The 25087-nt window shown below is 66.6% G+C and carries 23 protein-coding genes and 1 tRNA gene; 8 read left to right on the forward strand and 16 right to left on the reverse strand.

The window, feature by feature from the left end; translation table 11 throughout:
• Nucleotides 1-10 precede the first annotated feature (10 nt).
• A complete protein-coding gene (gene gndA, locus DWV11_RS09990) occupies nucleotides 11-1447 on the reverse strand; it encodes an NADP-dependent phosphogluconate dehydrogenase (protein ID WP_115788727.1) in 1437 nt (478 codons plus the stop codon).
• Between the two features lie 225 nt (nucleotides 1448-1672).
• Here gndA and DWV11_RS09995 point away from each other — a divergent pair, with 225 nt between their 5' ends.
• Entirely contained in the window at nucleotides 1673-2401 is a 729-nt protein-coding gene (locus tag DWV11_RS09995; RefSeq protein ID WP_115788834.1) for a FadR/GntR family transcriptional regulator, read from the forward strand.
• Nucleotides 2402-2417: 16 nt separating this feature from the next.
• Here DWV11_RS09995 and DWV11_RS10000 read toward each other — a convergent pair whose 3' ends face one another.
• Genes DWV11_RS10000 through DWV11_RS10010 form a run of 3 tightly spaced genes read right to left on the reverse strand, consistent with a single transcriptional unit; the run spans nucleotide 2418 to nucleotide 5184 of the window.
• Nucleotides 2418-3491 carry an L-idonate 5-dehydrogenase gene (locus tag DWV11_RS10000; protein WP_115788728.1) on the reverse strand — a complete coding sequence of 358 codons (1074 nt, stop codon included), beginning with the start codon at nucleotides 3489-3491 and terminating at the stop codon, nucleotides 2418-2420.
• Complete coding sequence (locus DWV11_RS10005; protein WP_115788729.1) at nucleotides 3491-4261, reverse strand: SDR family oxidoreductase; 771 nt, start codon at nucleotides 4259-4261, stop codon at nucleotides 3491-3493. The genes DWV11_RS10000 and DWV11_RS10005 overlap by 1 nt, the downstream gene beginning before the upstream one ends.
• Entirely contained in the window at nucleotides 4258-5184 is a 927-nt protein-coding gene (locus tag DWV11_RS10010; RefSeq protein ID WP_115788730.1) for an NAD(P)-dependent oxidoreductase, read from the reverse strand. Before DWV11_RS10010 ends, DWV11_RS10005 begins: the two co-directional genes overlap by 4 nt.
• Before the next feature lie 81 nt (nucleotides 5185-5265).
• Here DWV11_RS10010 and DWV11_RS10015 point away from each other — a divergent pair, with 81 nt between their 5' ends.
• A complete protein-coding gene (locus DWV11_RS10015; protein ID WP_115788731.1) occupies nucleotides 5266-6333 on the forward strand; it encodes an NAD(P)-dependent oxidoreductase in 1068 nt (355 codons plus the stop codon).
• A gap of 189 nt (nucleotides 6334-6522) precedes the next feature.
• On the opposite strand, the gene DWV11_RS10020 is transcribed toward DWV11_RS10015, so the two are convergent.
• From DWV11_RS10020 to DWV11_RS10045, 6 genes are all read right to left on the reverse strand, one after another.
• The gene (locus tag DWV11_RS10020) at nucleotides 6523-7872 is read right to left on the reverse strand and encodes an MFS transporter (protein ID WP_115788732.1); all 1350 of its coding nucleotides are present in this window, start codon (nucleotides 7870-7872) and stop codon (nucleotides 6523-6525) included.
• 134 nt (nucleotides 7873-8006) lie between these two features.
• Nucleotides 8007-8804 carry an IclR family transcriptional regulator gene (locus DWV11_RS10025; RefSeq protein WP_115788733.1) on the reverse strand — a complete coding sequence of 266 codons (798 nt, stop codon included), beginning with the start codon at nucleotides 8802-8804 and terminating at the stop codon, nucleotides 8007-8009.
• 295 nt (nucleotides 8805-9099) lie between these two features.
• A tRNA-Val gene (locus DWV11_RS10030) sits at nucleotides 9100-9175 on the reverse strand.
• A gap of 115 nt (nucleotides 9176-9290) precedes the next feature.
• Nucleotides 9291-10214: an NAD-dependent protein deacetylase gene (locus DWV11_RS10035; RefSeq protein WP_115788734.1), complete on the reverse strand. Its 924-nt coding sequence runs from the start codon at nucleotides 10212-10214 to the stop codon at nucleotides 9291-9293.
• A gap of 19 nt (nucleotides 10215-10233) precedes the next feature.
• Nucleotides 10234-10737: a peroxiredoxin gene (locus DWV11_RS10040; protein ID WP_245953540.1), complete on the reverse strand. Its 504-nt coding sequence runs from the start codon at nucleotides 10735-10737 to the stop codon at nucleotides 10234-10236.
• The gene (locus DWV11_RS10045; RefSeq protein ID WP_115788735.1) at nucleotides 10734-11156 is read right to left on the reverse strand and encodes a DUF3052 domain-containing protein; all 423 of its coding nucleotides are present in this window, start codon (nucleotides 11154-11156) and stop codon (nucleotides 10734-10736) included. The genes DWV11_RS10040 and DWV11_RS10045 overlap by 4 nt, the downstream gene beginning before the upstream one ends.
• A gap of 374 nt (nucleotides 11157-11530) precedes the next feature.
• Between DWV11_RS10045 and aceE the strand changes: the two genes are divergently transcribed.
• The 6 genes from aceE to DWV11_RS10075 all read left to right on the forward strand — a co-directional run bounded on the left by aceE (nucleotide 11531) and on the right by DWV11_RS10075 (nucleotide 19483).
• Nucleotides 11531-14281: a pyruvate dehydrogenase (acetyl-transferring), homodimeric type gene (gene aceE / locus DWV11_RS10050; protein ID WP_115788836.1), complete on the forward strand. Its 2751-nt coding sequence runs from the start codon at nucleotides 11531-11533 to the stop codon at nucleotides 14279-14281.
• A 162-nt stretch (nucleotides 14282-14443) separates the two neighbouring features.
• Nucleotides 14444-15688 (forward strand): PucR family transcriptional regulator, encoded by a 1245-nt coding sequence (locus DWV11_RS10055; protein WP_115788736.1) that lies wholly within the window; start codon nucleotides 14444-14446, stop codon nucleotides 15686-15688.
• Nucleotides 15689-15776: 88 nt separating this feature from the next.
• Nucleotides 15777-16706, forward strand: coding sequence for an ACP S-malonyltransferase (locus DWV11_RS10060; protein ID WP_210725715.1), 930 nt, complete (start codon nucleotides 15777-15779; stop codon nucleotides 16704-16706).
• Nucleotides 16703-17764, forward strand: a complete 1062-nt coding sequence (locus DWV11_RS10065) for a beta-ketoacyl-ACP synthase III (protein WP_115788738.1) — start codon at nucleotides 16703-16705, stop codon at nucleotides 17762-17764. The genes DWV11_RS10060 and DWV11_RS10065 overlap by 4 nt, the downstream gene beginning before the upstream one ends.
• 104 nt (nucleotides 17765-17868) lie before the next feature.
• Nucleotides 17869-18114 (forward strand): acyl carrier protein, encoded by a 246-nt coding sequence (locus tag DWV11_RS10070; RefSeq protein WP_070347536.1) that lies wholly within the window; start codon nucleotides 17869-17871, stop codon nucleotides 18112-18114.
• Nucleotides 18115-18247: 133 nt separating this feature from the next.
• The gene (locus DWV11_RS10075) at nucleotides 18248-19483 is read left to right on the forward strand and encodes a beta-ketoacyl-[acyl-carrier-protein] synthase family protein (protein ID WP_115788739.1); all 1236 of its coding nucleotides are present in this window, start codon (nucleotides 18248-18250) and stop codon (nucleotides 19481-19483) included.
• A gap of 104 nt (nucleotides 19484-19587) precedes the next feature.
• Here DWV11_RS10075 and DWV11_RS10080 read toward each other — a convergent pair whose 3' ends face one another.
• The 6 genes from DWV11_RS10080 to DWV11_RS10105 form a co-directional block, all read right to left on the reverse strand.
• On the reverse strand, nucleotides 19588-20091 hold the full coding sequence (locus tag DWV11_RS10080; RefSeq protein WP_115788740.1) for a DUF3145 domain-containing protein: 504 nt from the start codon (nucleotides 20089-20091) through the stop codon (nucleotides 19588-19590).
• Nucleotides 20092-20353: 262 nt separating this feature from the next.
• Nucleotides 20354-21241: a tyrosine recombinase XerC gene (locus DWV11_RS10085; RefSeq protein ID WP_115788837.1), complete on the reverse strand. Its 888-nt coding sequence runs from the start codon at nucleotides 21239-21241 to the stop codon at nucleotides 20354-20356.
• A 189-nt stretch (nucleotides 21242-21430) separates the two neighbouring features.
• Entirely contained in the window at nucleotides 21431-22660 is a 1230-nt protein-coding gene (gene dprA / locus DWV11_RS10090; protein WP_115788741.1) for a DNA-processing protein DprA, read from the reverse strand.
• Nucleotides 22661-22671: 11 nt separating this feature from the next.
• The gene (locus tag DWV11_RS10095) at nucleotides 22672-24213 is read right to left on the reverse strand and encodes a YifB family Mg chelatase-like AAA ATPase (protein ID WP_115788742.1); all 1542 of its coding nucleotides are present in this window, start codon (nucleotides 24211-24213) and stop codon (nucleotides 22672-22674) included.
• A 1-nt stretch (nucleotide 24214) separates the two neighbouring features.
• Nucleotides 24215-24571 (reverse strand): YraN family protein, encoded by a 357-nt coding sequence (locus tag DWV11_RS10100; RefSeq protein WP_115788743.1) that lies wholly within the window; start codon nucleotides 24569-24571, stop codon nucleotides 24215-24217.
• 136 nt (nucleotides 24572-24707) lie between these two features.
• A complete protein-coding gene (locus DWV11_RS10105) occupies nucleotides 24708-25040 on the reverse strand; it encodes a DUF2469 domain-containing protein (protein ID WP_115788744.1) in 333 nt (110 codons plus the stop codon).
• Nucleotides 25041-25087: the final 47 nt, after the last annotated feature.

Genomic DNA, 25087 nt, shown 5'->3' on the forward strand with positions numbered 1-25087 from the left:
CGGGGTACTGCTAGTGGGTGTCCACGGCTTCGACCTCGGACTTGTCCTCGCCCCACAAGGTGTGGAAGGTGCCCTCGGCGTCAACGCGGCCATAGGTGTGCGCACCGAAGAGGTCGCGCTGGCCCTGGATCAGGGCGGCTGCAACGCGCTTGCGGCGCAGGCCGTCGTAGTAGGCGAGGGAGGACGAGAAGACCGGAACCGGAATGCCCAGCTGCACTGCCGTGGCGACGACGCGGCGCCACGCCGGCAGGGCCTCTGCGATGGCCTTGGTGAAGGCCGGGGCGAACAGCAGGTTGGCGGGCTTCTCCTCGGCTGCGTAGGCCTTGGTGATGTCCTTGAGCAGTTCCGCACGGATGATGCAGCCTGCACGCCACAGGGAGGCAATCTCGTCGAGCTTGAGCTCCCAGCCGTATTCTTTGGCGGCGGAGGTCAGCATGTCCAGGCCCTGGGCGTAGGAGACGAGCTTGGAGGCGTACAGCGCCTGGCGGACGTCCTCGACGAAGGTCGCCGGGATTTCGACGGCGGCTTCCTCGCCGGCCAGCAGTTCCTGGCCCAGCTTGCGCTGTTCGCTCTGGGAAGAGAGCGCACGGGCGAAGACGGACTCGGCGATGCCGGAGACCGGGGAACCCAGCTCGAGGGCGGAGATGACCGTCCAGCGGCCGGTGCCCTTCTGGCCTGCGGCATCCACGACGACGTCGACGAACGGCTTGCCGGTCTTGGCGTCGACGTGGCCGAGGACCTCGGCGGAGATTTCGATCAGGAAGGAGGACAGCTCGCCGGTGTTCCACTCGGCGAAGATCTTGGACTGTTCGGCCGGCTCGATACCTGCCCCGGAGCGCAGGAGGTCGAAGGCTTCGCCGATGACCTGCATGTCGGCGTACTCGATGCCGTTGTGGACCATCTTGACGAAGTGGCCGGCGCCGTCGGTGCCGATCCAGGCGCAGCACGGCTCGCCGTCGACCTTGGCGGAGATCTTTTCCAGCAGCGGGCCAAGGGCCTTGTAGGACTCCTTGGAACCGCCGGGCATGATGGACGGGCCGTTGAGGGCGCCTTCCTCACCGCCGGAAACGCCGACGCCCACGAAGTGCAGGCCCTTTTCGGACAGGGCAGCCTCGCGGCGGCGGGTGTCCTCGTAGTGCGAGTTGCCGGCGTCGATGACGATGTCGCCTTCTTCAAGCAGCGGCACGAGCTGGTCGATGACGGCGTCCACCGGCTTGCCGGCCTTCACCATGATGAGGACGCGGCGCGGCTTCTCCAGGGAGTCGACGAGTTCCTGGAGGGTCTCGGTGCGGACGAAGTCGCCTTCGGAACCGTGCTTTGCAAGAAGTGCGTCGGTCTTTTCGACGGAGCGGTTGTGGAGGGCAACGGTGAAGCCGTTGCGGGCCAGGTTGCGGGCCAGATTGGCGCCCATCACCGCAAGGCCGGTGACACCGATGTGTGCTGACATCAAAACTCCAATTCTTCTTGTGCAGTGAGTCCTGCCCGGGACGCAGGAAACGTTTTCTAACGCAGTTGCTGGAATAAACCATACGTATTTGACGGCCATCGCGAAAGTTTTTGCAGAGGATCCGGAAACGTCCGCGTCACAAAAGAGTGTATGGTGCAGGCGCCCGGGCCGCCTCCCCGCGGAAGTAACAAAGGCGCCTCTCCGGCCGCCACTATGCTTACCACTATGTCAACCAGTCTCCACCACCGCGCCGTCGAGCATCTGGGCGCCCGGATTGTCGGTGGTGTGCTTCCCGCCGGCCACGTCATGCTGGCCGAGCAGCTCGAAGAGGAACTCAAGGTCTCCCGTTCAGTGGTCCGGGAAGCGGTCCGGGTACTTCAGTCGCTCGGGCTGGTGGAAACGATCAAACGGGTGGGAATCCGCGTCCTTCCTGCGCACCGCTGGAACCCTTTCGATCCGCTCGTCATCCGCTGGCGTCTCGCCGGCGAAGGCCGCGGGGCGCAATTACGCTCACTCGCCGAACTGCGCTCCGCCGTCGAACCCGCCGCCGCCGAGCTCGCCGCCCAGAACGCGCCGCAGAAGCTCCGTAGCGAACTGGTGGACATCTCCCTGGCCATGCGCGACGCCGGACACGCCGGTGACATGCCGACCTTCCTGGAACTGGACATCCGGTTCCACGCGCTGGTCCTGTCCGGCTCCGGCAACGAAATGTTCGCGAACCTGATCGGCCAGGTCACAGAGACCCTCACCGGCCGCACCGTCCACGGCCTGATGCCCGCCCACCCGGAGGAAGCCGCCCTGCAATGGCACATGGATGTCGCCCGGGCCATCGCTGACGGGGACGGCGAAAAGGCCCGCGAGGCGGCCTCGAACATCATGCGCGAGACCATCGCGGACCTGTCGCCAAGCTGGGAAGACCAGCCCCGGGTATTCGTCCCGGTGGAACGGAAATAGCCCTTTCCCAAGACCCCTAGGAGGCGGGGGCGAAGTCCAGCAGGACTTTTCCGGACCGGGCCGAGTTCTTCGCGACTTCGAAGGCTTCCAGGCCGCGGTCCAGGGTGTATTCGTGCGTCACCACCGGATCCACCTGCAGGGAACCGTCCGCCAGCGCGGCGATAACGTCGTCGATTTCGTCGTTGAAGCGGAAGGAGCCCAGGAGTTCCAATTCGCGGGTTATCGCGAGGGAGATGAATACCGGCTGCGGTCCCGTAGGCAGCAGGCCCACCATCACTACCTTGCCCCCGCGGGCCGTGCCCTTGATCGCCGAAGCCAGCCCGAAGTGGCTGCCCGAGGATTCGATGACGACGTCGGCCTCCACTGTGGCGATCGCCTCGGCGTCGTCCCCCTTGAGGACCTCGTCCGCACCCACGGCACGGGCGATCTCGAGCGGCTTGTCGTGCATGTCGACCGCCACGATCCTGGACGCGCCGGCCCGCTTGAGCACGGCGACAGCCAGGGCGCCGATCGGACCGCTGCCGATCACCATCGCCGTCTTGCCCGCGACGTCGCCGGCCCGGGCCACGGCGTGCCAGGCGACACTGGCCGGTTCAACCAGGGCCGCCGTGCGCAGCGACAAGCCTTCCGGAAGTGCGCGCAGCATGCGCGAAGGGAGGGTGGCGTAGCGGCTGAACGCGCCGTCTGTGTGCGGGAAACGGGCCGCGCTGCCGAGGTAGGTGCAGCCCGGGGACAGATTGGGCCGGTCCCCAGGGTACTTTGCCTCGCCCGGACCCGACGTTGCCGGGTGCACAGCGACGGGCGTGCCGGCGGCCGGGCCACTGCCGTCCGCAGCCTGCCGCACCACGGTGCCGACGATTTCGTGGCCCAGGACCATGGGGGCTTTGAGGATGGATTCGCCGGCCGCGCCGTGCAACCAGTAGTGCAGGTCGGAGCCGCAGATGCCGCCATAGGCGATTTCGACGACGGTCTCGTCCGCCGCCGGCGCTTTCAGGGGGACCTCTTCGATGCGGAGGTCACCGGCAGCGTGCGCGACGACGGCCAGGCCGGCCTCGGGCAACTGGAGTCCTGAATGGTCGAAGCCGGACATCAGACCACCACCGTCATTCCGCCGTCGACGAAGATCGTCTGGCCATTGACGAAGTCCGAAGCGTCGGAGGCAAGCCACACGGCCGGACCGGCAAGGTCGGCCACGGTCCCCCAGCGGTGCGCCGGGGTGCGGCCCAGGATCCAGGAGTTGAACTCGGGATCGTCCACCAGGTTCTGGGTCATTTCCGTGTGGATGTAACCCGGGGCGATGCCGTTGATCTGCAGGCCCGAGGCTGCCCATTCGGCGGTCATGGCGCGGGTCAGGTTCCGCAGGCCGCCCTTGGCCGCCACGTAGGGGGCGATCGTGGGGCGTGCGAGGTCGGTCTGCACCGAGCAGATGTTGATGATCTTGCCGCGGCCGCGCGGAACCATGTGCCGGGCGGCTTCACGGCCAACGAGGAACGCGCTGGTCAGGTCGGTAGTGAGGACGCGTTCCCAGTCCTTGACGTCGAGCTCGAGCATCGGGACGCGATGCTGGATTCCGGCGTTGTTCACCAGGATGTCCAGCGGGCCGACGTTTTCCTCCATCCAGGCAACACCGCGCGCGGCTTCGACGTCGCTGGTGACGTCGAAGGCGCAGCTGTGGATTCGTCCGGGGGCGAAGTCCGCCGCCAGGGCAGCTTCGGCGGCCTTGAGGCGGTCGACGTTGATGCCGTTGAGCACCACCGTGGCGCCGGCGTCAGCCAGTCCGCGGGCAAGGGCGTTGCCGATTCCACGGCTGGAGCCCGTCACCAGGGCTACGCGCCCGGTGAGGTCGAAGAGTCCACTCATTGCTGTCCTTCTTTTGTGGTGATGGTTGCGCAGGAGTCGCTGAGGTTCGAGATGGCCTGGCGGACCACCGCAAGGTCCTGGTCGCCAAGGCCCTGGTCGATGAGTTCGCGGTAGAGCCCGACGCCGGCCGAGGCCATGGGGACAGCCGAACCGGAGGCGGCGGCGCTTTCGAGCACAAAGTTCAGGTCCTTGTGCATGAACTTCGCCGGCCCGGTAGGCACGTAATCCTTCGCGGTGAGGCGCGGCCCGACGATGTCCAGGACCCGGCTCCCGGCCAGGCCGCCGGAGAGCACCTCGAAAAGCGCTGCGGCATCCATGCCGGAACGCTCGGCGAGTTCGGCGGCCTCGGCGAGGGCCGCCGTCGTGGTTCCGACAATCAGCTGGTTGCACGCCTTGGCGAGGGAACCGGCGCCCAGGGCGCCCATGCGGCGGACCGTGGCACCCATGGCACTGAACAGCGGCAGCAGGCGGTCGAAGTCCGCCTCGCCGGCGCCCACCATGATGGCGAGGGTGCCCTCCTCGGCGCCTTTGGTGCCGCCGCTGACCGGGGCATCGACAACCACGGCGTTGCCGGCACTCGCGTCGTGCACCAGTGCGCCGAAGTCGCGTACCGCCGTCGGCGAGACGCTGCTCATGATGACGACGGCGGTCCCGGCGGCGGGAGGGGCCGCCCGCCAGGAGTCAAGCAAGGGAGCCGCGGCGTCCTTGATGTACGACAGGTCCGGGAGCATGAAGACGATCACGGGCTGCCCGCGCAGCTCCTCGACCGACCCGGCTCCCTGCCCGCCGAGGGCCGCCAATCGGCTGACGGCGGCCTCCGAACGGTTCCAGCCCGTCACGTCCCAACCTGCGGCAAGGAGATTGGCGGCCATGGGGAAGCCCATCAGCCCCAGGCCGACGAAACCTGCTTTTCGGACGGTCATCCTGTGCCTACCTCACTTCGTTGTGTCGTCTCAGCTGCGATTCTCCGCAAAAACTGTTCAATATCCTAGCCTCAATTCAGTATGATGAACAGCATGACGACTGATGAACTCACCATCGCGATCGCCGTCCCGCTCGAAGCTGAGCATGTGGAGCGTATCCGCGCCATCGATCCAGCCATCACGGTTCTCTACGAACCGGAGCTGCTGCCACCGGAGCGCTTCCCCGCCGACCACGCCGGAGACCCGGCCTTCAAGCGCACCCCTGAACAGGAAGAGCGCTACTGGGAGATGCTCAACCAGGCGCAGATCCTCTACGGTTTCCCCAACGAAAACCCGGCCGGCCTCGCCCGCATTGCGCAGAGCAACCCGCGCCTGCAGTGGATCCATGCCATGGCCGCCGGCGCAGGCGGAGCCGTCAAGGCCTCCGGCCTCGACACCGCGACCCTGGACAAGTTCAAGGTCACTACCTCCGCCGGTGTGCACGCCCTGCCGCTGGCCGAGTTCGCCGCCCTTGGCATCCTCAACGGGTTCAAGCGCAGCGCCGAACTTGCACAGGACCAGGCTGCCAAGGTCTGGCCCGAACTGCGCACCCCCACCAAACTGGTGAACGGTTCCAAGCTGGTCATCACCGGCCTCGGCGAAATCGGCATGGAGACCGCACGCGTCGCCCGCGCACTCGGCATGCAAGTCAGCGGCACGAAGCGGCATGTCGAAGCCATCGACGGCATCGAGGAAGTCGCCACGAACGACGGCCTTGCCGGGCTGCTCGCCACCGCCGACGCCGTCGTCAACACCCTCCCCGGCACGCCCTACACCGAAGGCCTCTTCAACCGCGAGGTCTTCGCGGCCATGAAGCCTGGCACGGTGTTCGTGAACGTCGGACGCGGAACGGTCGTGGACGAAGAAGCCCTGCTTGAGGCGCTGGAGAGCGGACAGGTCTCCTACGCGTGCCTGGACGTCTTCGCGGTGGAGCCCCTCCCCCAGGACAGCCCGCTCTGGAACCACCCGAAGGTGATGGTTTCGCCGCACACCTCGGCCCTGAGCGCCGCAGAGAACCGGCTGATCGCCGAGCGCTTCTGCAGCAACCTGCGGATCTTCCTTGCGGGCGGCGAAATGCCGCACCTCGTGGATACGGTGCACTTCTACTAAACACGGACTCCACCCAACGGCCCCGGCGGATACCCGCCGGGGCCGTTGTTGCTTCCCAGGCAAGGGTGAAGGCGTCGGTTGGTAGTGCGGACCGGGCGGGCGGCGCTTCCTGCACACAGCGAAGCGGCGGCTCCCGGAGGGGAGCCGCCGCTTCGCTGTCCTGCTGCTTCGACCGGTGCTGCAGTACGCCTAGCTGGCATCCTCCAAGGCGAGCAGGTCGCGGCCTGCCGTCTCGGGCGTGAAGAAACTGGCGGCGAAGGAGATCAACGCCAGGATCAGGGAGTAGACCGCCAGGACAAGCCACGAGAAGCCGGTCGCTGCGAGCAGCGCAGCACCCACCAAGGGCACCAGGCCGCCTGCGATGACGGCCGAGATCTCGCGGCTCAGGGCGACGCCGGTGAAGCGGTAGCGGGCGCCGAAGAGCTCGGGCAGCAGCGGGCACTGGGGGCCCAGCATGGACTGTACGCCGAGGGCGATGCCGACCACCATGACGACCCAGACGAGCGTCGGGTTGCCGAGGGTCACCAGGTAGAACGCGGGCAGCGCAATGACCGCTTGGAACAAGGCACCGTAGCGGTACACCGGAACGCGGCCGTAGCGGTCAGAAAGGGCGCCGAAGGTGACAACCATGACGGCGGCAAAGCCAGCGGCGATCAGCAGTCCGACGGGGCCGATGAACTTGTCGCCCGGGAAGATGCCTTCCTTGGCGGAGAGGAAGGCGATCAGGAGCGCCGAATAGATCGAGGAGTTTCCGTTCTCACCCATGCGCAGGCCGATGCCGACCAGCACGTTCTTCTTGGAATGCTTCCACAGCTCACCCACCGGGTTCCTGACCACGTTCTTGTGCGCTTCCAGTTCCTGGAAGACGGGGGTCTCCTTGAGCTTGAGGCGGATGAAGACAGCCACCAGGATCAGGATGACGCTGGCCAGGAAAGGCACACGCCACAGCCAGCCTTCCAGTACGGACTTGTCCGCAAGGGCGATCAGGGCAAAGGTTCCGGCCCCGAGCAAGGTGCCCAACTGGATACCGACGAACGGCAGTGCGGCGAAGAAACCACGACGGCGGCGCGGGGCGACTTCCGAGATCAGCGTCGTTGCGCCGGCCTGCTCCGCGCCGGCACCGAGGCCTTGGACGATGCGCAGGGTCACCAGCAGGACCGCGCCGAGCATGCCGGCCTGCTCGAAGGTGGGCAGCAGGCCGATCGCGAAGCTGGCCAGGCCCATCATGCCGATGGTCAGCAGGAGCACCATCTTGCGGCCAAAACGGTCGCCGATGTGGCCGAAGATGATGCCGCCGAACGGCCGGGCTGCGAAGCCGACGCCGTAGGTGGCAAAGGACGCGATCAGTGCGCCCGTGTCGCCCAGCGGCTTGAAGAACAGCGGCCCGAAGATCAAGGCGGAAGCCAGGCCGTAGATGTAGAAGTCGTAGTACTCCAGGGCGGAGCCGACGGAACTGGCAAGCGTGGCCTTCCGCAGCTGGCCCGGATCGACGACCGCGTCGTCCGGACCGGCAACCACGGTCTTAGTACGAATTGTCACTAGCACTCCCTCAGGAACATCCAGGCCCCCGTTGGCCTGGGCATAGCGTCAGCACGGTGGCCAGAATCACTATATTGAACAGCGTACAACAAGCTGAACAATGTTCAAGAGGTGTAATCAGATTTGTTTCCGGATCAGCCCATCGGATTGCCCAGCGAATGGGCGAGCTCCTTGAGTTCCTTCACCATCAGGTCGCCCTGCTGGTCCGAATACGTCGCCTTGAGGGACGTGACGGAAAGGCCCAGGCTCGGCCCGTGCGCGCCGTGGGTCGGCACGGGTACTGCCAGGCAGACGACGCCCAGGGTTGATTCCTCGTCTTCGAAGGCGAAGCCACGGCGGCGGATCTCGGCTATCTGGGCCTTGAGTTCGGTCGCGGAGCGCAGTGACTTGGGGGTCATGACCGGGAGTTCAAGGTCGTCCGGGAACATCGCCTCGATGTCATGGTCGTGCAGTTGCGCCAGGAGGGCTTTGCCGACCGCACACAGGGACAGCGGCATCTTGTCGCCGATGTTGGAGGTCAGGCGGACGGCCGGGTGGCCCTCATAACGGGCCAGGTAGATGACGTGGTCGCCGTCGCGCATGGCGATGCGCACGGTCTCCCCCGAGAGGGTCGGCGCCTGCTCGCAATACTTGTAGAACTCCTGGACCTCATCGAGCCGGCTCAGGTAGGCCGCGCCGAGTTCCACGAGCTTGCGGCCGAGCGAGAAGTCGGCGCCCTCGCGGGTGATCAGGCGGGCCTCCTCGAGGGCCAGCAGGAGATTCGAGGTGGAGGACTTCGGGATGCCCAGCTCCCGTGCCAGGTCACTCAGGGTCAGCCGGCCCGACGGCGCAGCGGCCAAGGCGTCCAGCACGGCAGCCGCCCGCGTCACCGCGGGAGCCGGCGAGGAACCCCCCGGACTCTCGGTAGAACGGGAAGCGCGGGAATCGGCCATGACTCTCCTTGACGGTGGCTGGTCCGGAATGAAGGGCCCGGAAGGCGATGTTCAGTCCAGTGAACAAGTCCCATCATAGTGGCTTCGCCGCAAATACGCCCCGGAGCGGCGGGAAACGGCATGCTTCCCAATCCACGGAATTCACTGTATATTCATTTTCGAGCTCTCCACCGCGGCATCCCCCAATAGTCGCGGTGGAGAGCTCTTCCAGTTTCCGGACCATTCAGCGCGGGATTCGCGGCCATGAAAGAAGCCCGCCACTCTCCTGCCTGGCGGCGCGAGTGACGGGCTTCGTTGGTGGGTCCTACCGGGATCGAACCGATGACATCCACGGTGTAAACGTGGCGCTCTACCAGCTGAGCTAAAGACCCAAAAGCGTATCTCCGCCGGGATTCCCGGCTGAAGCAACGAACATAGACTCTACCCGATCCGGCTGCAGGAATGCGAATCGCCGCACTTCCCAGCGGCCGGCAACGTTCCGCTACTTCAGGGCAAGTCGGGCAGTTCCACGGCCAGCCACGACAAAGCCGCGCTGACCCCGGCGTCGATCTTCAGATCGGCAAGGCCGTCTCCGCGGGTGGTGCCCCTGTTGATGATCACCACCGGCTTGCCCGCCTTCGCGGCGTGGCGGACAAAGCGCAGCCCGCTCATGACGGTCAAGGACGAGCCGGCCACCAGCAAGGCGCCTGCGTCGTCGACCATGGCATAGGCGCGTTCCACCCGTTCCTTGGGCACGCTCTCACCGAAATAGACGAAGTCCGGTTTCAGCACTCCCCCGCACACCGGGCACCTGGCGACCACGAAGCTGCGGATCAGCTCCGGATCTTCCACAACGGCGTCGGCGTCCGGCGCCATTTCGACGACGCCCGTGGCCTCGGCGGCTTCCAGGAACCCGGGGTTGATCTCCTCGAGGATTCCGCCAAGCAGCCTTCTGCTGAAGCCGTGGCCGCCGTCGAGGCAGACCACCCGGTCATAGCGGCCATGGAGGTCCACCACGTTCCGGCTGCCCGCCTCCTCGTGCAGCCGGTCGACGTTCTGCGTAATCAGCCCGCTCATGAGGCCGCGCCCCTCCAGGCGGGCGACGGCGAAATGTCCGGGATTGGGATCGGCATGCCGGAGCTTGGACCAGCCGATATGGTTGCGCGCCCAGTAGCGGCGACGGTTGTCCGCACTGCCGACGAATTCCTGGTAGGTCATGGGCTTGCGGGGCGCAGCGCCCGGGCCGCGGTAATCCGGAATGCCCGAATCCGTGCTCAGGCCCGCGCCGGTGAGCACCGCCAGGCGGCTACCGCCCAGGATTTCGACAGACCGCCGCATCACCGGAAGGTCTTCCACCGCCAGGGGAGCCGTTCCCGCCGGCGCCTGGCTGGCCAGTCCGGTAGTCCCGATCCCGGGGCGGCGTCCGTCCATCGCTTCAGTCCACAGGCATTCAGGAAGCGCCGAGTCCGGCGAGGGCCGCGCGGTAGTCGGCCAGGTCCCGCGCCTGGCCGCGCGGATTCACCACGACATAGCGGATGATGCCTGCCGCATCGATGATGAAGGTGCCGCGCAAGGCCATGCCGGTGCCGTCGTCGAACACTCCATAGCTCCGGGCGACCTCGCCGTGCGGCCAGAAGTCGGCGAGCAGTTCGAAACTGTAGCCTTCCTTCTCCGCGTAGGCGCGCTGGGCAAACTTGCTGTCCACCGAAATGCCGAGGACTGTGGCGTTGGCGTCCTCGAATACGGCGAGGTTGTCCCGGATCTCGCAGAGTTCGCCGGTGCAGATCCCGGAGAACGCGAAGGGAAAGAAAACAAGGACGACGTTGTGTCCCCGTAGGGTCGAGAGCCGGACTGGTTCGCCGTACTGGTTGACCAACTCAAAGTCGGGAGCCACCTCGCCAACCGCCGGAACGCCCTGCAACAGATCCGCCCGGCCGGCCCGCGAGTGCGTCACTTGTTCTTCTTCCGGGCGACGAGACGAGTGGCGCTCCAGTCCTTGGACACACCCGCGGAGGTGGTGCAGTGGAGGCCGGCCGTGGGCGCAGCGTCCTGGATTTCAGAAGGGGAAACGTGGTTCGGACGGCCGGACTTGGGGGTAAGGACCCACACCACGCCACCCTCGCTCAGGGTCGTCTGGGAATCCACCAAGGCATCGACGAGATCACCATCGCCGTCGCGCCACCAGAAGATCACTGCATCCACGACCTCGTGGTCGTCCTCGTCGAGGAGTTCGGAGCCGGTCAGCTCCTCAATATCGTCACGCAAGTCGAAGTCGACATCATCGTCGTAACCGAACTCTTGAATCAGATCCCCGTCCTTGAAACCCAATCTTTCCGCCACATTTACCGATGTGGCGGCGTCGGCCTCGCTCACGTTTTCCTCCTCTGAAGTGATTTCGATTACTACCAGCCAACACCCTTTGTGTGCGTGCTTCAAGCCATTATCGCCCGATGAACCCGATTCCGTGTCACCGCCACTGCCGCAAAAGCACGGCGAATCCTCGGTCACATCACGCTTAAACGGCCTGCGCGGCTACGCATCCCAGCATCGACAAAGCTACAGTGGCCAGTGAGCACTTCGGCTGCAGGGCAACCGCCCCGTAAATGCGCAGCCGTTGCTCTAGAGAACCTGCCCGGCATACCTGACCGGGCTGTTGTAACCGAGATGTCGCACACGACGCGTTCATGGCGGGCAGTTACCCTGCCGGACTTGAGGCGCCGCTGCTTGCGCCAAAAGAGAGGTTGGACGTGGCTGCAGGAGAAGAGACCTCACACATCCTCAGCGGGTTGACTGCCCAGCTGCCTGATCGTGATCCGGAAGAGACCGCGGAATGGATTGAGTCCCTGGACACCTTGATCAAGGAGCAGGGAACCGAACGCGCGCAGTACATCATGCGCAGCCTGTTGCAGCGTGCCGGCGCGCAGTCCGTGGGCGTACCCATGGTCACGACGACGGACTATGTCAACACCATCCCGGCGGACCAGGAAGCGAAGTTCCCGGGCAACGAAGAATTCGAGCGTCGCTACCGGGCGTACATGCGTTGGAATGCAGCAGTGATGGTGCACCGCGCACAGCGCTCCGACATCGGCGTGGGCGGGCACATCTCCACCTATGCCGGCGCGGCCACTTTGTATGAAGTTGGTTTCAACCACTTCTTCCGCGGCAAGGACCACCCGTCCGGCGGCGACCAGGTGTTCTTCCAGGGACACGCCTCTCCCGGCATGTACGCCCGCGCCTTCATGGAAGGACGCCTCAGCGAAGAAGACCTTGACGGCTTCCGCCAGGAGAAATCCAAGGAGGGGCATGCACTGTCCTCCTACCCGCACCCGCGCCTGATGCCGGCCTTCTGGGAATTCCCCACGGTCTCCATGGGCATCGGCCCGATGAACGCCATCTACCAGGCCCAGGCCAACCGCTATCTCCAGGGCCGGGGCATCAAGGACACCTCCGAGCAGCAGGTATGGGCCTTCCTCGGCGACGGTGAAATGGACGAGCCCGAATCGCGCGGCCTGCTCCAGCTCGCCGCCAACGAGAACCTGGACAACCTGAACTTCGTCATCAACTGCAACCTGCAGCGCCTGGACGGACCCGTCCGCGGCAACGGCAAGATCATGCAGGAACTCGAAGCGTTCTTCCGCGGTGCCGGCTGGAACGTCATCAAGGTCGTCTGGGGCCGCGAGTGGGACGATCTGCTCGCCAAGGACTCCGACGGTTCCCTCGTGAACATCATGAACGAGACCCTCGACGGGGACTACCAGACCTACAAGGCCGAGTCCGGCGGATTCGTGCGCGAGCACTTCTTCGGCAAGACTCCGGCGACGAAGGACATGGTTGCCGACTTCTCGGACGAGCAGATCTGGCAGCTCAAGCGCGGCGGCCACGATTACCGCAAGGTTTACGCCGCCTACAAGGCCGCCACCGAGTTCAAGGGCAAGCCGACCGTCATCCTGGCAAAGACCGTCAAGGGCTACGGCCTGGGTCCGCACTTCGAGGGGCGCAACGCGACCCACCAGATGAAGAAGCTGACGCTGGACGACCTGAAGGCCTTCCGCGACTACCTGCGCATCCCGATCACGGACGAGCAGCTTGAAGCCGACCCGTACCGTCCCCCGTACTACCACCCGGGGATGGACGCACCGGAGATCAAGTACCTGATGGAGCGTCGTGCGGAACTGGGCGGCTTCCTCCCGGAGCGCCGTTCCAAGCACAGCGAGGTGACCCTGCCGGAGGCCAAGTCCTACGACGTCGCCAAGCGCGGTTCGGGCAAGCAGCAGGCGGCCACCACCATGGCCTTCGTGCGCCTGCTCAAGGACCTCATGCGCGACAAGAACTTCGGCACACGCTTCGTCCCGGTTGTCCCGGACGAATCCCGCACCTTCGGCATGGATGCGTTCTTCCCGACGGCAAAGATCTACAACCCGAAGGGCCAGAACTACCTGTCCGTGGACCGCGACCTTGTGCTCGCGTACAAGGAGTCCCCTGCCGGCCAGCTGATCCACCCCGGCATCAACGAAGCCGGTGCCGTCGCAGCGTTCACCGCGGCCGGCACCTCCTACGCCACCCACGGCGAGCCCCTGGTTCCGATCTACGTGTTCTACTCGATGTTCGGTTTCCAGCGGACCGGCGACTCCTTCTGGGCAGCTGCGGACCAGATGACCCGCGGCTTCATCGTCGGTGCCACCGCGGGACGCACCACCCTCACCGGTGAAGGCCTGCAGCACGCCGACGGCCACTCCCCCCTGCTGGCCTCCACCAACCCCGCCGTGGTCACGTACGACCCCGCCTACGGTTACGAAATCGGACACATCATCCGTGACGGCCTGGAGCGGATGTACGGCCCTGAGTCGGCCGACCGCAACCTCATGTACTACCTGACGGTGTACAACGAGCCGATCGTCCAGCCGGCCGAGCCGGAAGACCTCGACGTCAACGGCCTCCTCAAGGGCATCTACCGGCTCTCCGCCGCCAACAACGGCTCGGCGGACCGCCCGAAGGCCCAGATCCTTGCCTCCGGCGTCTCCGTGCCGTGGGCCTTGGAGGCCCAGCGCATCCTTGACGAGGAATGGAACGTGGCGGCCGACGTCTGGTCCGTCACCTCCTGGAACGAACTGCGCCGCGACGGCCTCGCCGCCGAGGAGCAGGCCTTCCTGAACCCGGGCGAAGCCGCCCACGTCCCGTTCGTTACCCAGCAGCTGGCCGGTGCGGAGGGTCCCGTGGTCGCCGTGTCGGACTACATGAAGGCCGTTCCGGACCAGATCCGCCAGTTCATCCCGAACGACTTCGCGGCCCTGGGAGCCGACGGCTTCGGGTTCTCGGACACCCGTGCCGCGGCCCGTCGCTTCTTCAAGAACGACACCCACTCGATCGTCGCCAAGGCCCTCCAGCTGCTCGCTCAGCAGGGCAAGGTCGACCCCTCGGCCCCTGGCCTGGCGATCGAGAAGTACCGTCTGCTCGACGTCAACGCAGGAACCACCGGCGGCGCCGGCGGCGACAGCTAAGCGAGCGGCAACACCCAGGCGGCGGCCCCACCGGAAGGCGTGGCCGCCGTCGGGCGTTTAAGGTCTTTCCCGAGGGGAGGCGGCCCCGAGCGGAAGCGGCGGCACCGGCTTGTAGCCTTCGCACAAATGGAGCTTGTGCGGCAGGGGCCTTATGCTCAAAGAATGGCAGAGCCCACCCCTACCTCCGCGAAACGCAAGGCGCCATCGCGTGCGGTCTCCCCCGAGAAAGCCGAAACCCTCAAACGGCTTCGCGCGAATGTCGGCCAGCTGTCCACGACCACCATGCGCCAGCTGGAGAAGTCGCTTCCGTGGTACACGCGCCTGAGCGCCGATGAACGCTCGGCGCTGGGACTCGTGGCGCAGAACGGCATCGCGGCGTTCGTCACCTGGTACGAACGGCCGAGCTCCCCCTCGTGGATCCTTACCGACGTGTTCGGCAACGCCCCCACCGAGCTCACCCGCTCGATCAGCCTGCAAAAGGCGCTGCAGCTGATCCGTATCGTGGTGGAAGTCGTAGAAAACCAGGTGCCGGTAATCGCGCCCGAACCGGACCAGCCGTCCCTGCGCGAAGCGGTGTTGCGCTACTCGCGCGAAGTGGCCTTCGCAGCAGCCGACGTCTACGCCCGTGCGGCGGAATCCCGCGGTTCCTGGGACACCCGGCTCGAGGCGCTGATTGTCGACGCGATCCTGCGCGGCGAAAACACCGACGCGCTGCGTTCCCGGATCGCCGCGCTGGGCTGGAAGGCCCAGGAGCGGTTTACCGTGATGGTCGGCAATTCACCCTCCGAGCCCAGCGCGAGCTACGTCAGCGAACTGCGCCGCACCGCTGGCCGCTTCGCCGAGGACGCCCTGGTGGGCATCCAGGGCGACCGGTTGATCCTGATTCTCGGCGGCGTCCAAGACCGCGACACCGCCTACCTGAAGCTGAGCGAACTGTTCGCCCCTGGACCGGTCGTCTACGGCCCCGAGGCCGGCTCCCTGCTGGAAGCGAGCAGTTCCGCGCAGGCCGCGTTTGCCGGGCTCACGGCAGCACGGGCCTGGCCCTCGGCCCCGCGGCCGGTCGCCGCCGACGATCTCCTGCCCGAGCGCGTAGTGTCCGGCGACGACGCCGCGCGCCGCTCGCTCATCAAGAACATCTACCGGCCGCTCATCGCCGCCTCCAATGGACTGGTCGAGACGCTCGGAACCTACCTTGAACTGGGCCATTCCCTGGAAGCCACCGCCCGCGAACTGTTCGTCCATGCCAACACGGTGCGGTACCGGCTCAAACGCGTCTGCGATGTGACGGGGTGGGATCCGCTCCTTCCGCGCGAGGCCTTCGTGCTCCAGACGGCCCTGGTGGTGGGCCGTCTTTCAGCCCCGCCGAAGGCGACCGCGGAGCGTCACGGTTCCCGGAACGGCAACTGATTCGTTGTAGACTTCCTACAAACCGTCCCAGTGAGCTTGGTGTACGAAAACACCGTTGGATCACGCAGCAATTTGGAAAGCTGGTTACGTGCTTGCAATCGTCTGCCCTGGACAGGGCTCGCAAACCCCTGGATTCCTCGCCCCGTGGCTGGAGCTGCCTTCCGTCGAGGGCCATCTGGCTGCCCTGAGCGAAATTGCCGGAATCGACCTCAAGGCCCACGGCACCACCTCGGACGAGGAAACCATCAAGGACACCGCCGTCGCGCAGCCTTTGATCGTTGCCGCCGGGCTGGTCGCCGCGAAGTCCTTGTTCGACGTCGAACTCAGCACCCTCCCGGTGGTCCTCGCCGGACACTCGGTCGGTGAGATCACCGCATCCGCCCTTGCCGGGGTGCTCAGCGAAGACGACGCCATGACCTTCGTACGCGAACGCGCCAACAGCATGGCTGCCGCCGCAGCCGTCACCCCCACCGGCATGAGCGCCGTCGTCGGAGGCGACCCGGCGGAGGTCCTGGCGGCCATCGAGGCGTCCGGGGCGGCGCCGGCCAACGTGAACGGCGCGGGCCAGACCGTCGCCGCAGGCACGTTCGAGCAGCTCCAGGCTCTCGCAGACAACCCGCCCGCCAAGGCCCGGGTCATCCCGCTCAAGGTGGCAGGCGCCTTCCACACAGCCCACATGGCGCCGGCCGTGGACGCCCTCGAAGCGTTGCGCCCGTCCCTGAAGCCGCAGGCTCCTTCCGTCCCGCTGCTGTCGAACTTCGACGGCGGCGAGGTCACTGACGGCGATGCCGCTGTCGCCAGCCTGATCGCCCAGGTCTCCCGACCGGTCCGCTGGGACCTGTGCATGGAAAACCTGGTGCAGCGCGGTGTCACCGGCCTGATCGAACTGGCCCCGGCAGGCACCCTCACCGGCCTCGCCAAGCGTGGCATGCCCGGCGTCAAGACGGTCGCCGTGAAGACCCCGGAGGACTTGTCCGCGGCGCTGGCCCTCTTCGCTGAACTGGAGGCCAGCGCATGAGCGCTCCGACCCTGAAGCAGGCCCCGGTCCGCGAGTTCTCCCGGATCCTCGGCATCGGCGCCTACCGGCCGGACGTCATCGTCACCAACGACGACGTCTGCCAGTGGATCGATTCCTCCGACGAGTGGATCCGGCAACGCACCGGCATCGTCACCCGGCACCGCGCCCCCGAGGGCGTCAGTGTGATCGACATGGCCGAGGGCGCAGCCCGCGAAGCCCTGGCGCAGGCAGGCATTGAAGCCTCCCGGCTGGGCGCCGTGATCGTCTCCACCGTGACGCACCCCTTCGCCACTCCCTCGGCCGCTGCTGCGCTGACCGACAGGCTCGGCGCGACCCCGGCTGCCGCCTACGATATTTCGGCCGCCTGCGCCGGCTACTGCTACGGCATCGCCCAGGGTGACGCCCTGGTCCGTTCCGGCGCTGCAGAGTATGTCCTGGTGGTTGGCGCCGAAAAACTCTCGGACGTCATCGACAACCACGAACGCACCATCTCCTTCCTGCTGGGCGACGGCGCCGGCGCCGTCGTCATCGGACCTTCGGACACCCCGGGCATCGGCCAGTCGGTCTGGGGCTCGGACGGCAGCAAGTGGAACGCCATCGGCATGACCCACTCCCTTGACGAGGTCCGTAAGCTCGGCGAGTCCGCCCGGCACTCGGACGAAACGGACGACCTCGCCATCATCTCGGCGGCCCAGGACATCTGGCCCACGCTGCGCCAGGACGGGCAGACCGTGTTCCGTTGGGCAGTCTGGGAAATGGCGAAGGTGGCCCAGCAGGCCCTCGACGCCGCAGGCATCGAAGCTTCGGACCTCGCCGCATTCGTGCCGCACCAAGCAAACATGCGGATCATCGACGAGATGGTCAAGAAGCTAAAGCTTCCCGAATCCGTGATTGTCGCCCGCGACATCGTCGAATCGGGCAACACCTCCGCGGCCTCGATCCCGCTGGCAACGCACCGTCTCCTACAGGAGAACCCGCAGCTCAGCGGCGGACTTTCGCTGCAGATCGGCTTCGGTGCCGGCCTCGTTTTCGGCGCCCAGGTGGTGGTCCTGCCGTAACCTAGCTGCGGCAGGCATGCAACGATCATGACCTTGACAACCAAGCCGTATCCGCGGTTTGCCCGTTTCCGGCCTAGCCGGCACAACAAGAAAAGGAGCCAACAATGGCTAGCAACGAAGAAATCCTGGCCGGCCTGGCTGAAATCGTCAACGAAGAGACCGGCCTGGCTGCAGACGCCGTCGAGCTGGACAAGTCCTTCACCGAGGACCTGGACATCGACTCCATCTCCATGATGACCATCGTCGTCAACGCCGAAGAAAAGTTCGGCGTGCGCATCCCGGACGAAGAGGTCAAGAACCTGAAGACCGTCGGCGACGCCGTCAACTTCATCGCGAACGCACAGGCCTAGTCCTGCCCTTCAGCTGTGCCGGGCCCGGGTGCACCGCCATCCCGCGCCCGGCACAGCCGCATTACCCAAAGCTTTCCTGCCCTGCGAAGAACCGCAGCCGAGCAGGCTGATATCCGACAGAGAGTGATCGCACATGGCACGCAAAGTAGTCATTACCGGTCTGGGGGCCACCACTCCCATCGGTGGCGACGTTCCCACAATGTGGAAGAACGCGCTTAAAGGGGTCTCCGGAGCCCACACGCTCGAGGACGAGTGGGTGGCCAAGTACGACCTTCCCGTCCACTTTGCTGCGCGGTGCTCGACGCCGGCCCTCGATGTGCTGACCCGTGTCGAGGCCAAGCGCATGGACCCGTCAACCCAGTTCGGCGTGATCGCCGCCCGTGAAGCCTGGGCCGACGCCGGCATCACGGATATCGACCACGACCGCCTGGCCGTCGCCTTCGCCACCGGCATTGGCGGTGTCTGGACCTTGCTCGACGCCTGGGACACGCTGAAGGAAAAGGGTCCGCGCCGCGTCCTGCCAATGACTGTGCCCATGCTCATGCCCAACGGCGTGGCCGCCGCCGTCAGCCTCGACCTCGGTGCCCGCGCCGGTGCGCACACCCCGGTCTCCGCCTGCGCGTCCGGTACCGAAGCCCTGCACCTGGGCCTGGACCTGATCCGCTCCGGCAAGGCTGACGTGGTGATGTGCGGCGGCGCGGAGGCCGCGATCCACCCGATGCCGCTCGCCGCGTTCTCCTCGATGCAGGCCCTTTCCCGCCGCAATGACGATCCTGAACACGCCTCCCGGCCGTACGACATCGACCGGGACGGCTTCGTCATGGGTGAAGGGGCCGGCGCGCTGGTGCTCGAGGCCGAGGAACACGCTCTCGCCCGCGGCGCCCGCATCTACGGCGAACTGGCCGGCACCTCGGTCACGGCCGACGCCTATCACATCACAGCCCCGGACCCCGAAGGTCTCGGCGCCACCCGCGCCCTTAAGGCAGCCATGTTCGACGGCCGGATCCAGGCCGAAGACGTGGTGCACGTCAACGCCCACGCCACCTCCACCCCGGTCGGTGACAAGCCCGAGTACACCGCGCTCCGTGCGGCCCTCGGCACCCACGTCGACAACGTGGCGGTCTCCGCCACGAAGTCCCAGATGGGCCACCTCCTGGGCGCTTCCGGTGCCGTGGAGGCCGTGCTGACGGTCCTGGCCGTCTACGAACGCCAGGCTCCGCTGACCATCAACCTGGAGAACCAGGACCCGGAGATCCCGCTCGACGTCGTCACCTCCGCCCGCAGCCTGCCTGCCGGCGATATCGTGGCCCTGAGCAACTCCTTCGGCTTCGGCGGCCACAATGCCGTCATCGCCGTCCGAAGCGTCTAACAACCGTATTCCGACTGACGCAGGAAGAGGGCCCCGCCACTGGCGGGGCCCTCTTCCCTGCTATGAGGATGTTGTGTTGCCGGCTTCGGGCCCGGCAGGCCCGCTCAGCCGACCTGGTGCAGCCAGCGCACGGGAGCGCCCTCGGCGGCATGACGGAACGGCTCGAGTTCCTCGTCCCAGGCCTCGCCGAGGGCCAGGGAGAGCTCGTGGTAGACGGCGGCGGGATCGCCGGCGCCGGACTCATAGGCGTAGCGGATGCGGTCCTCGCTGACCATGATGTTGCCATGCACGTCCGTGACTGCATGGAAAATACCGAGCTCGGGCGTGTGCGACCAGCGGGCCCCGTCAACGCCCTGACTGGGCTCCTCGGTGACCTCATAGCGCAGGTGCGCCCAGCCACGAAGCGTCGAGGCCAACTGGGCACCGGTACCGGGGGTACCGACCCACGACAGCTCCGCCCGGAACATTCCGGGCGCTGCGGGTTGAGGGGTCCAGTCGAGATCGGTCCGCTTGTCCACGACCGATCCGATGGCCCACTCAACATGCGGGCACAGTGCCGTCGGGGCCGAGTGTACGAACAACACACCACGGGTCATTGCAACAGACATTCCATCCTCCATAGCTGTAGGTACGTCTTCCCCAACGACCTCTGCCTGGATGGTTGCCGCGCCGGTGACCGGGTATTCGGTGATCCCTGCGGGACTGTATTTCCCAGATTATGAAACTGTATTTGCCGGATTATGAAATTGCCGCCCCGGTCATTTGCCAACTTCAAGCAGTGCTTGAAAGTTCCGGGACATTGCTTTCATTTTGCCGTACGCACCGCTTTTGCGCCAGCGCGGTTTTTTCGCGTTTACGGAATGGACGCATTCATGCCCTCGGATGGGCCTGGCGGTAGCTTGCCCGGAGCCGTTCCACGGAAACGTGGGTGTATATCTGGGTGGTGGCCAGGCTGCTGTGGCCCAGGATTTCCTGGACGGCGCGCAGGTCGGCGCCGCCGTCGAGCAGATGGGTGGCCGCTGAGTGGCGGAGGGCATGCGGTCCCCTGGCCGAGGTGTCGCCGAGCCCCTCCAGCAGTTCCTTGACCACGCTGCGGGCCTGCCGCTGGTCGAGGCGTCCTCCCCGCGCCCCAAGGAAGAGCGCCGGGCCGCTGTGTTCTCCGGCAAGCTTCGGGCGGCCGCGGCGCAGCCAGTCGTCGACGGCGAGCGCTGCCGGCAGCCCGTAGGGAACCGTCCGTTCCTTGTTGCCCTTGCCCAGGACCCGAAGGGTGCGGCGGTCGGCGTCGAGGTCGTCGATGTCCAGGCCGGTAAGCTCACCGACGCGGATACCCGTGGCGTACAGCAACTCCACCAGGGCCCGGTCCCGCAGCGGGACCGGTTCCCCCTCCGATGCGGCGTGGGCGAGCCTGTCGAACATCCGGCCGAGCTGCCCCCGCTGGAGGACGCCGGGAAGGGACTGTTCCCGCTTGGGTGCCTGCAGGCGCACGGCGGGGTCGGCGTCTATCAGGTCCTCGCGCAGGGCCCAGGAGGTGAAAGTCCGGACGGTCGCTGAGTGGCGGGCCAAGGTTGCCCTCGATCGCCCCGCCTCGCTCTGTCCGCCAAGCCAGCGGCGCAGCGTGCCGAGTTCCAGTTCTGCCGGTGTTCTGACCCCTTCGCCGGCAGCGAAAGCGAACAGGCTTTCGAGGTCCGCCAGGTAGGCACGCACGGTGTGCGCCGAACGGGCCCGTTCCCCGTCGAGATAGCGGCGGAACCCGGCCATCGCCTCAACCAAGGCGGCCGGCACCGGCGGAGCCTGGCGGCCGGGGTCGTTCTTGCCGGCCGCTTCGGGCTCGGGGTGAGCGCCGTCCGAATGCTCCAGGTTTGCTGCAGTGTCCACCCTTCAACTTTGCCAGCAGACGCCCGCGTCGCGCGGCACCGCCACGTCCCATCCGTCACCTGCATTTCAAGTTCATGCAATTTTCCGTGCCCGTTTCCAGCCGCCGCGTTCGGAGACAGCCAGGCCGAGCAAGCCGAGCCGGCCGAGCCCGGCCCGGACGGCGTCCTGGCCCAGCCCGGCCACGGTGCCCAGCTTCTCCACGGAGGTCGTGGTTCGTAACGGCAAGGCATCCAACAACACCAGGTCTTCCAGGGTGAGTCCGTCGTGTTCGGACCCAGGGTCTTCCTGTTCCCGCGCCAAGTCCTCGCCGCTTCCACCGGCTAGTTCGGCGATCTCGCCGACGTCGGTCACGCACACAGCGCCGCCTTCGCGCAGGAGCCGGTGGCATCCGGCCGAATTGGCGCTGTGGATCGATCCCGGGACGGCGGCCACCACGCGGCCGATGGATTCAGCGTGGTGGGCCGTGTTGAGGGCGCCGGAACGCCACCGGGCCTCGACGATCACGGTGACGGCCGCGAGTGCTGCGATGAGCCTGTTGCGTTGCAGGAAGCGGTACCGGGTGGGGGCCGAGCCCGGAGGAACCTCTGCGACGACTGCCCCTTGGTTGGCGACGGCGCGCAGGAGTTCTTCGTTTCCGGACGGATAGTAGCGGTCCACTCCCCCGGCCATGACAGCGATGGTTGGGACAGCGCTGCTGCCTCCCGCCAGTGCACCCCGGTGTGCGTGCGCGTCAATGCCGTACGCGCCACCGGATACGACCGTGTATCCACGCTGGCCGAGCCCGTAAGCGAATTCGCCGGCGATCGCTCCCCCGTATCCGGTGCTGTCGCGGGAACCGACAAGGGCAATAGTCCGGCGGGCTGGCGGGAATTCGAGCTCGTGCCCGCGCCACCACAGGCAGAGCGGCTCGTGGAGTCCGAGGTCGGCCAGCTGCTCGGGCCACAACGCGTCGCCCGGGACGATGAGCCGGCCGCCAAGACGCTGGATCGAGGCCAGGTCCCGCTCCGGTGCGAGGTCCGGGACCCGTGGCATCCACCGCTTCAGGGAAGCAGCAAGCCCTGGCCATGAGCCTCCGCCGCCTTCAAGCAGCAGTGCCGCCATTTCCTGCTCAAGCGACGGGCCAGCTGTGAGCTGCCCGGTGGCAATCCGGAGGGCGTCCACTGCTCCTGCGAGGCGTACGAGGGCAAGGCCGGAGGCGTCCTGCGGTTCCATGAGCCGGGACAAGGCAGCACGGGCGACACGTTCGTCTTTCGGTGCCTGGGACGCGGAGTTCGGTTGGCTGGGTGCGGTGTTTGTCGCCATGGCTGGTCCTTTCATGCGGCTGCCACCGCCTGCCGCAGGCTCAGGGCCTGCCCGATGTCATCAAGGCCGGGTTGCTCGCGGTGTCCGAGGTCTGCCAGTGTCCAGGCCAGGCGCAGCACGCGGTCATAGCCCCGCGCGGTGAGCACGCCGCGTTCCAGGGAACTGTCCAGGATGCGCGTGGTTGCCGGCGGGAGTTTGAGTACGCCCCTCAGCAGCCGGCCGGGAACCTGGGAGTTGGTCTCCAACCCGAAGCCCCCCAGCCGCTCCCGTTGCCGGGACCGGGCGGCTGCGACCCGCCGGGCCACGGTGGCCGAATCCTCTTCCCCGCCTGCCTGGCCGAAGTCAGCCAAGGAGACCCTCTCCACTTGAAGCTGGATATCAACGCGGTCCAGGAGCGGCCCGGACATGCGGCCGAAGTAGCGCCGGCGCATGAGCGCGGTGCAGGTGCAGTCCACGCCTTTGCCGCTGGCCTTGCCACAGGGGCAGGGGTTGGCTGCGAGAACCAACTGGAACCGGGCAGGATACGCCGCGGTGCCTGCCGAGCGGTGGATCACGAGCTCTCCGCTCTCCAGCGGCTGGCGCAGGGCGTCCAGGACACGGCGTTCGTATTCCGGGGCCTCGTCCAGGAACAGCACGCCGCGGTGCGCACGGGACGCAGCACCGGGCCGCGGAAGTCCGGAACCCCCGCCGATGATTGCCGCGGCGGTGGCACTGTGGTGAGGGTTCTCGAACGGCGGCCTGCGCAACAACGAAATCTTCTCGATGTGCACGGCCGAAAGGGAGTGAATGGCGGTGACCTCCATGGATTCCCTGTCTCCGAGGTCCGGAAGGAGGCCCGGGAGCCGTTCTGCGAGCATCGTCTTCCCGGCGCCCGGAGGTCCGCTGAGGAGCACATGGTGCGCACCGGCCGCGGCAACCTCCAGCGCGCGGCGGGCGTCGCCCTGACCGGAGACGTCACAAAGGTCAGGCACGGCCACGGGGAGGGTACCGGCGTCGTCGGGGTCTTCCTCCTCCGCGGGGTCGTAGTCAAGGGCGAGGTCCTGGGGGTCCGCACCGAAGTCGAAGGCGAGCCGGGCAAGGGTCTTGTACCCCCGGACCCGTGCACCTGGCACGAGCATGGCTTCCGCCGCATTGGCCCGGGCGACCACAACGTCGGGGTGGCCGGCCCGGACGGCCGCCATCACGGCAGGCAGGATGCCACGGACCGGGCGCAGCCGGCCGTCGAGGCCAAGCTCGGCGATGAACACGGTGCCTTCGGTGGAGCGGATGTCCCCGGCGGCACCCAGCACTGCCATGCAAATGGCGAGGTCGAATCCTGAACCGCGTTTGGGCAGCGACGCAGGGATCAGGTTGGCCGTGATTTTGCGCCGGCTCAGCGGGATGCCGGAGTTCTGTGCGGCCGAGCGGATCCGTTCGCGGGCTTCGTTCAGGGCAGCGTCCGGCAGGCCCAGGATGAGGAAGTTCGGCAGAGTCTGCCCGATGTCCGCCTCGGCCTCGACGATGTAGCCGTTCAGCCCCAGCAGGGCGACGCAGTAGCTCCGTGCGACGCCCACGTCAGCCCACGCCCTTGAGGTGTTCCAGGCTCGGCGTGCCGATGCCGTCGTCGATCACGGCCACGACATCCACGCGCCGGCTGGAGGTCCGCAGCTCATGCGCGTGGCACCACGATGAGGCCAGCCGGTGCAGACGGGCCAGTTTCACCGCGCCAACGGCTTCAAAGGGATGCCCGTAGTCCAGGCTGCGCCGCGTCTTCACCTCCGCGATCACCAGGGTGTCGCCGTCGAGGGCGACGATGTCGATCTCTCCCGAGGAACAGCGCCAGTTGCGGTCGATGATCCTCATTCCGAGGGTCTCCAGATACCCGGCCGCGAGCGTCTCGCCCTGCCTGCCGAGAATGTCCTTCTCTTTCATGTCCACCTCCGCTACCAGCGTGCGGGCACACGGGAGGCAGAGAACAGCGGGAAGAGCGGCTATGTGGGAAACCCGCCGGAATCCGGGCTGTGGAGGAGAAGCCGGAGCGCTGGAAACCCGAAGCTAGGGCACGGCGTCAGTTGCCGAGGTCGCCGAGGTCCCCGTCCTTCGGCAAGGAGAGTTCGTTCCGCGGCAGTTCCTCGACGTTGACGTCCTTGAAGGTGATGACGCGGACGTTCTTCACGAACCGTGCAGAACGGTAGACATCCCAGACCCAGGCGTCCTGGAGGGTCAGGTCGAAGTAGACCTCGCCGTCGGCGCTGCGGGCCTGCAGGTCGACGTGGTTGGCAAGGTAGAAACGCCGTTCGGTCTCGACAACGTAGCTGAACAAACCGACGACATCGCGGTACTCACGGTAGAGCTGGAGCTCCATATCGGTTTCATAGTTCTCAAGATCTTCGGCACTCATAGATCCATCTTGCCCTATCGCGCCGGTGTCGACAGCCCGCGGCCCGG

It is taken from the genome of Arthrobacter silvisoli (assembly GCF_003369445.1).
Classification (GTDB): Bacteria; Actinomycetota; Actinomycetes; order Actinomycetales; family Micrococcaceae; genus Arthrobacter; species Arthrobacter silvisoli.